Origin of the sequence: Aeromicrobium sp. REDSEA-S32_B7, assembly GCF_001626145.1 — a bacterium.
Classification (GTDB): Bacteria; Actinomycetota; Actinomycetes; order Propionibacteriales; family Nocardioidaceae; genus Aeromicrobium; species Aeromicrobium erythreum.
In genome coordinates, this window is record NZ_LUNF01000102.1 from 1 (window position 1) to 4,556 (window position 4,556).

At 72.3% G+C, this 4,556-nt stretch carries 4 protein-coding genes; 1 reads left to right on the forward strand and 3 read right to left on the reverse strand.

Annotated features, from left to right (window positions below):
* The coding region (locus A6Q79_RS07520) for a cobyric acid synthase (RefSeq protein WP_317697489.1) at positions 1-1,448 on the reverse strand (1,448 nt) is incomplete at its 3' end.
* A 150-nt stretch (positions 1,449-1,598) separates the two neighbouring features.
* Between A6Q79_RS07520 and A6Q79_RS07525 the strand changes: the two genes are divergently transcribed.
* The gene (locus A6Q79_RS07525; protein WP_286690643.1) at positions 1,599-2,747 is read left to right on the forward strand and encodes a zinc-binding dehydrogenase; all 1,149 of its coding nucleotides are present in this window, start codon (positions 1,599-1,601) and stop codon (positions 2,745-2,747) included.
* A 56-nt stretch (positions 2,748-2,803) separates the two neighbouring features.
* Here the strand turns inward: A6Q79_RS07525 and A6Q79_RS07530 are convergent, their stop codons facing one another.
* Together A6Q79_RS07530 and A6Q79_RS07535 are read right to left on the reverse strand one after the other, a co-directional pair.
* On the reverse strand, positions 2,804-3,400 hold the full coding sequence (locus tag A6Q79_RS07530; protein ID WP_286690644.1) for a flavin reductase family protein: 597 nt from the start codon (positions 3,398-3,400) through the stop codon (positions 2,804-2,806).
* Positions 3,397-4,446: an NAD(P)-dependent alcohol dehydrogenase gene (locus A6Q79_RS07535; protein WP_067860208.1), complete on the reverse strand. Its 1,050-nt coding sequence runs from the start codon at positions 4,444-4,446 to the stop codon at positions 3,397-3,399. Before A6Q79_RS07535 ends, A6Q79_RS07530 begins: the two co-directional genes overlap by 4 nt.
* Positions 4,447-4,556 lie beyond the last annotated feature (110 nt).

Sequence of the window (4,556 nt, forward strand, 5' to 3'; positions counted from 1 at the left end):
GTCCAGAGCGCGTCGACGTCGAGGTGCTCCTCCACGAGGTCGCCCAGCCGGTCGAGCCGTGCCTCGCGCAGCGCCCCGAAGGACACGTCGGAGTCGGGCAGGGTCGTGCCCGCGGCAGCCGCCACCTCCGCGAGGAACGCGTGCCGGAACGCGTCGCCCTCGAGGCTGCCGTGCCACATCGTGCCCATCACCGCGCCGCGTCGCGCGCCGGCCAGGAACTCCTCGTCGGCACCCCGCGTGATCCGGCCGTGGTGGATCTCGTAGCCCGACGTCGTCGCGCCCAGCGCCTCGCCGACGGGGAGCCGGAGCACCTTCTCCGTGCCGAACGTCGTCTCGACGTCGAGCAGCCCGAGACCCTCGACGCTGCGCGGCGTCGACGCCTCGACCGCGTCAGGGTCGTGCACCTGCCGGCCGAGCATCTGGAACCCGCCGCAGATCCCCAGCACCGGGCGCCCGGCCCGCGCGTGCGCGACGACGGCGCGGTCCAGGCCCCGGGACCGCAGCCACGCCAGGTCGTCGATGGTGGCCCGGGTGCCCGGCAGCACCACCAGGTCGGCGTCGGCGACGTCGCGCGGGTCGGACACGAACACCACGTCGACCCCGGGCTCCACGCCGAGGGCGTCGACGTCGGTGAAGTTGCTGATCCGGGGCAGTCGCACCACCGCGACCCGCAGGGCCCCCGCGGTGCCGGAGCGCCTCCCCTCCAGGTCGAGCGCGTCCTCGGAGTCGAGCCACAGCGTCGGGTCCCACGGGAGCACCCCCAGGAACGGCCGACCGGTGAGCTCCGTCAGCCGGCCGAGGCCCGGCTCCAGCAGCGAGACCTCCCCGCGGAACTTGTTGACCACGAACCCCGCCACGAGCGCCTGGTCGGCCGCGTCGAGCAGGGCCACCGTTCCGTGCAGCGCGGCGAACAGCCCGCCGCGGTCGATGTCGCCCACCACGACCACCGGCATCCGCGCGTGCTGCGCGAGCCCGAGGTTCACGTAGTCCGACGCGCGCAGGTTGATCTCGGTCGGCGAACCGGCACCCTCGGCCACGACCACGTCGTGCCGCGCGGCCAGGTCGTCGAACGCCGCGTGGGCCGCCTGCGCGAGGTGGCGCCGCCCCTCGACGAAGTCCGTCGCGTCCACGACCCCGCCGGGCCGACCCATGACCACGGCATGGCTGCGCCGGTCGCTGCCCGGCTTCAGGAGCACCGGGTTCATCGCCACCTCCGGGGTGGCGCGGGCCGCGAGCGCCTGCACCCACTGGGCCCGGCCGATCTCACCGAAGCCGGCGTCGGCGTCGTGCCCCAGCGGGACGACCATCGAGTTGTTCGACATGTTCTGCGCCTTGTAGGGCGCGACCCGGAGGCCGCGGCGCGCGAACGCCCGGCAGATCCCCGTGGTGACCACGCTCTTGCCGGCGTCGGAGGTGGTGCCGGCGACCAGCAGCCCAGGTGTGCGCATCGGGGCCAGCGTAGGCGGTGCCCGCTGGTTCCCATCAACTGATGGGAACCAGCAGCTCACCATGGTTCCCTCCGCTCCCCATCGGGATCATCCGCAGGTGAGCGAGGGAGAACCATGGTGAGTGGACGGCGCGGGCCGCAGACTGTCCCCATGCGTGCCGTCGTCTGCCACGAGCAGGACCTCCAGGTGACCGAGCTGCCCGATCCCGTGCCCGGCCCCGGCCAGGTGCTCCTGAGGGTGCTGCGCACCGGCATCTGCGGGTCCGACCTGCACGCCCGCGTGCACAGCGACGCCACCGCCGACATGGCTGCCGAGGTCGGCTACGACCACTTCATGCGGTCCGGCTCGCGCGTCGTCCTCGGCCACGAATTCGTCGGCGAGGTCGTGTCCTACGGTCCGCGCACGCGCGGTCGGTGGAAGCCGGGCACCCGCGTCGTGTCGATGCCGCTGCTCGAGACCGACGACGGGCTGCACATGACCGGCCTGTCGCCGCACGCGCCCGGCGGCTACGCCGAGCTGATGGTCGTCTCGGAGGCGGTCACGTTCGAGGTGCCCGACGGCGTCGACGTCGAGCACGCCGCCACCACCGAGCCGCTCGCCGTCGCCTGGCACGCCGTGCGCAAGGGTCGGGTGGGCCGCAAGGACGTCGCCGTCGTCGTCGGCTGCGGACCGATCGGCCTCGCCGTCGTCCTCATGCTGAAGGCGCACGGCGTGCGGACCGTGGTGGCCAGCGACTACTCCCCAGGCCGACGCGCGCTGGCCGAGCGGTGCGGCGCCGACGTCGTCGTCGACCCGGCGGTCGAGTCCCCGTGGGACCGCTTCGCCGACGACTCGCGCTACCTGACGACCGCGCCCGACCTCATGCAGCTCGGGATGAGCACCATGAAGCGGCTGCGGGCCGTCCCGTTCCTGCCGTGGCCACGGGTGTTCCAGGCGGCCGAGAAGCTGGGCGCGCTCCCGACCGGCCCGGTCGTCTTCGAGTGCGTGGGCGTGCCCGGCATCATCGAGCAGGTCGTCACCGCAGCTCCGCTGCAGTCGCGCATCGTCGTGGTCGGGGTGTGCATGGAGCCCGACACGTTCCGCCCCTCGATGGCGATCAACAAGGAGGTCGAGCTGCGCTTCGCATTCTGCTACGACCCGGCCGAGTTCCACGCCACGCTGCAGATGATCGCCGACGGCACGGTCGACCCCTCGCCGCTGCTCACCGGCACCGTGGGCCTCGACGAGGTCGCCGACGCGTTCGCCTGGCTCGCCGACCCCGAGCAGCACGCCAAGATCCTGGTCGACCCGAGCCGCTGACAGCGCTGCGGCCCCACGATTCCCAGGGCGGCATGGGAATCGTGGGACCGCAGTCGTCAGGGCGCGTCGGTGGGGCGGGGGAGCGTGAACGGGACGCTGGGCGGCGCCCACTCCTCCTTGCCGAGCCGGGTCATCGGAGCCAGCCGGTCGAACTCGGGGTGGCCGTCGACGAGCACGTGGTCGGCGACGCTGAACAGCAGCACCTCGGCGAGCACGAGGGTGGAGTCGCCGAGCTCCGTGGTCGAGTGCAGCCGGCACTCGATCGACGCGGGGGAGTCGACGACGCGCCGCGGCGCGACCAGCTCGCTCGGCTCGGTGGCCAGCCCCAGTGCCTCGGCCTCGTCGACGCCGTGCTCGTACGGCGCGCTCGACCCGTTGACGGCGTCGGTGAGCGGCTGCGTCGCCAGGTTCACGACCAGCTCGCCGGTCTCGCGCACGTTGCGCAGCGTGTCCTTCTCGCCCACCGACGTGAACGAGAGGATCGGCGGGTTCGCGCACGCGACCGTGAAGAACGAGTGCGGTGCCAGGTTGCCCCGGCCCTGCGCGTCGACCGTGCTGATCCAGGCGATGGGTCGGGGGACGACGAGGGCGGTCATCAGCCGGTACGGCTCGACCCCCTCGTCGCCCACGACGAGCCTGGTGCGCAGGCTCACGGCGCGAGGGTGGCGACGTCGATGACGGCGCGGTAGCGGACGTCGCCGTCGACGACCTTGTCGTAGTACTCGTCGACCTGGTCGGCCGAGATGACCTCGACGGTGGCGGTGATGTCGTGCTCGGCGCAGAAGTCGAGCATCTCCTGCGTCTGCGGCAGACCGCCGACCATCGAGCCCTCGACCGCGCGACGCATGGTGAGCAGCGAGAACGCGCCGACCTCGAGCGCGTCGCTCGGGGCGCCGAGGTTGATCATCCGGCCGCCACGGTCGAGCAGGCCGAGGTACTCATCGAGCGGCACGGAGGCGCCGACGGTGTTGAGGATGATGTCGAAGGAGCCGCGCAGCTTCTTCAGCGCACCCTTCTCCTCGGTGGCGACGTACTCCGACGCGCCGAACGCGAGGCCGTCCTCCTTCTTGGCGTCGGTGCGGCTCAGCACGGTGACCTTCGCGCCGAGCGCGGCAGCGATCTTGACGGCCACGTGGCCGAGCCCGCCCATGCCGATGACGCCGACGCGCGAGCCCTCGGTGACGCCGTGGCGCACCAGCGGGGCGTACGTCGTGATGCCGGCGCACAGCAGCGGCGTCGTGCCGGCGAGGTCGACGCCGTCGGGCACCTTCACCGCGAAGTGGTCGCGGACGACGACCTGCTCGCTGTAGCCGCCGTAGGTCACCTCGCCGTCGTAGGTCTTGGCGGAGTAGGTCTGCACGACGCCCTGGTCGCAGAACTGCTCCTCGCCGTCCTTGCAGGCGTCGCACTCCAGGCAGGAGTCGACGAAGCAGCCGACGCCCACCGTGTCGCCGACGGCGTGCGTGGTGACGTCGGACCCGACCTCCTCGACCGAGCCGATGATCTCGTGACCGGGCGTCATCGGGAAGATCCCGGCGCCCCACTCGTCGCGCGCCTGGTGGATGTCGGAGTGGCAGATCCCGGCGTACTTGATCTTGATGCGCACGTCGTTCGGCTTCAGGTCACGTCGCTCGAGGTCGACGGTCTCGAACGGCTTGCCGGCGTCGGGGACGGACAGGGCGGAGACGGTGGTAGTCATGTCGTCCACGGTAGGCACGCCCCCCGACCCCCGCAGCGCGAGCGACCAGCATCACGGCCGGATTCCTCGCCCAGCGGAACGTGCCGCTGGTCGAGTGCCTCCACGAGCGC

Bases quoted from the DNA above. Each gene is read 5' to 3' on its own strand.
- A6Q79_RS07525 (WP_286690643.1), top strand. From the start codon at position 1,599: ATGCGTGCCGTCGTCTGCCACGAGCAGGACCTCCAGGTGACCGAGCTG.
- A6Q79_RS07535 (WP_067860208.1), bottom strand. From the start codon at position 4,446: ATGACTACCACCGTCTCCGCCCTGTCCGTCCCCGACGCCGGCAAGCCG.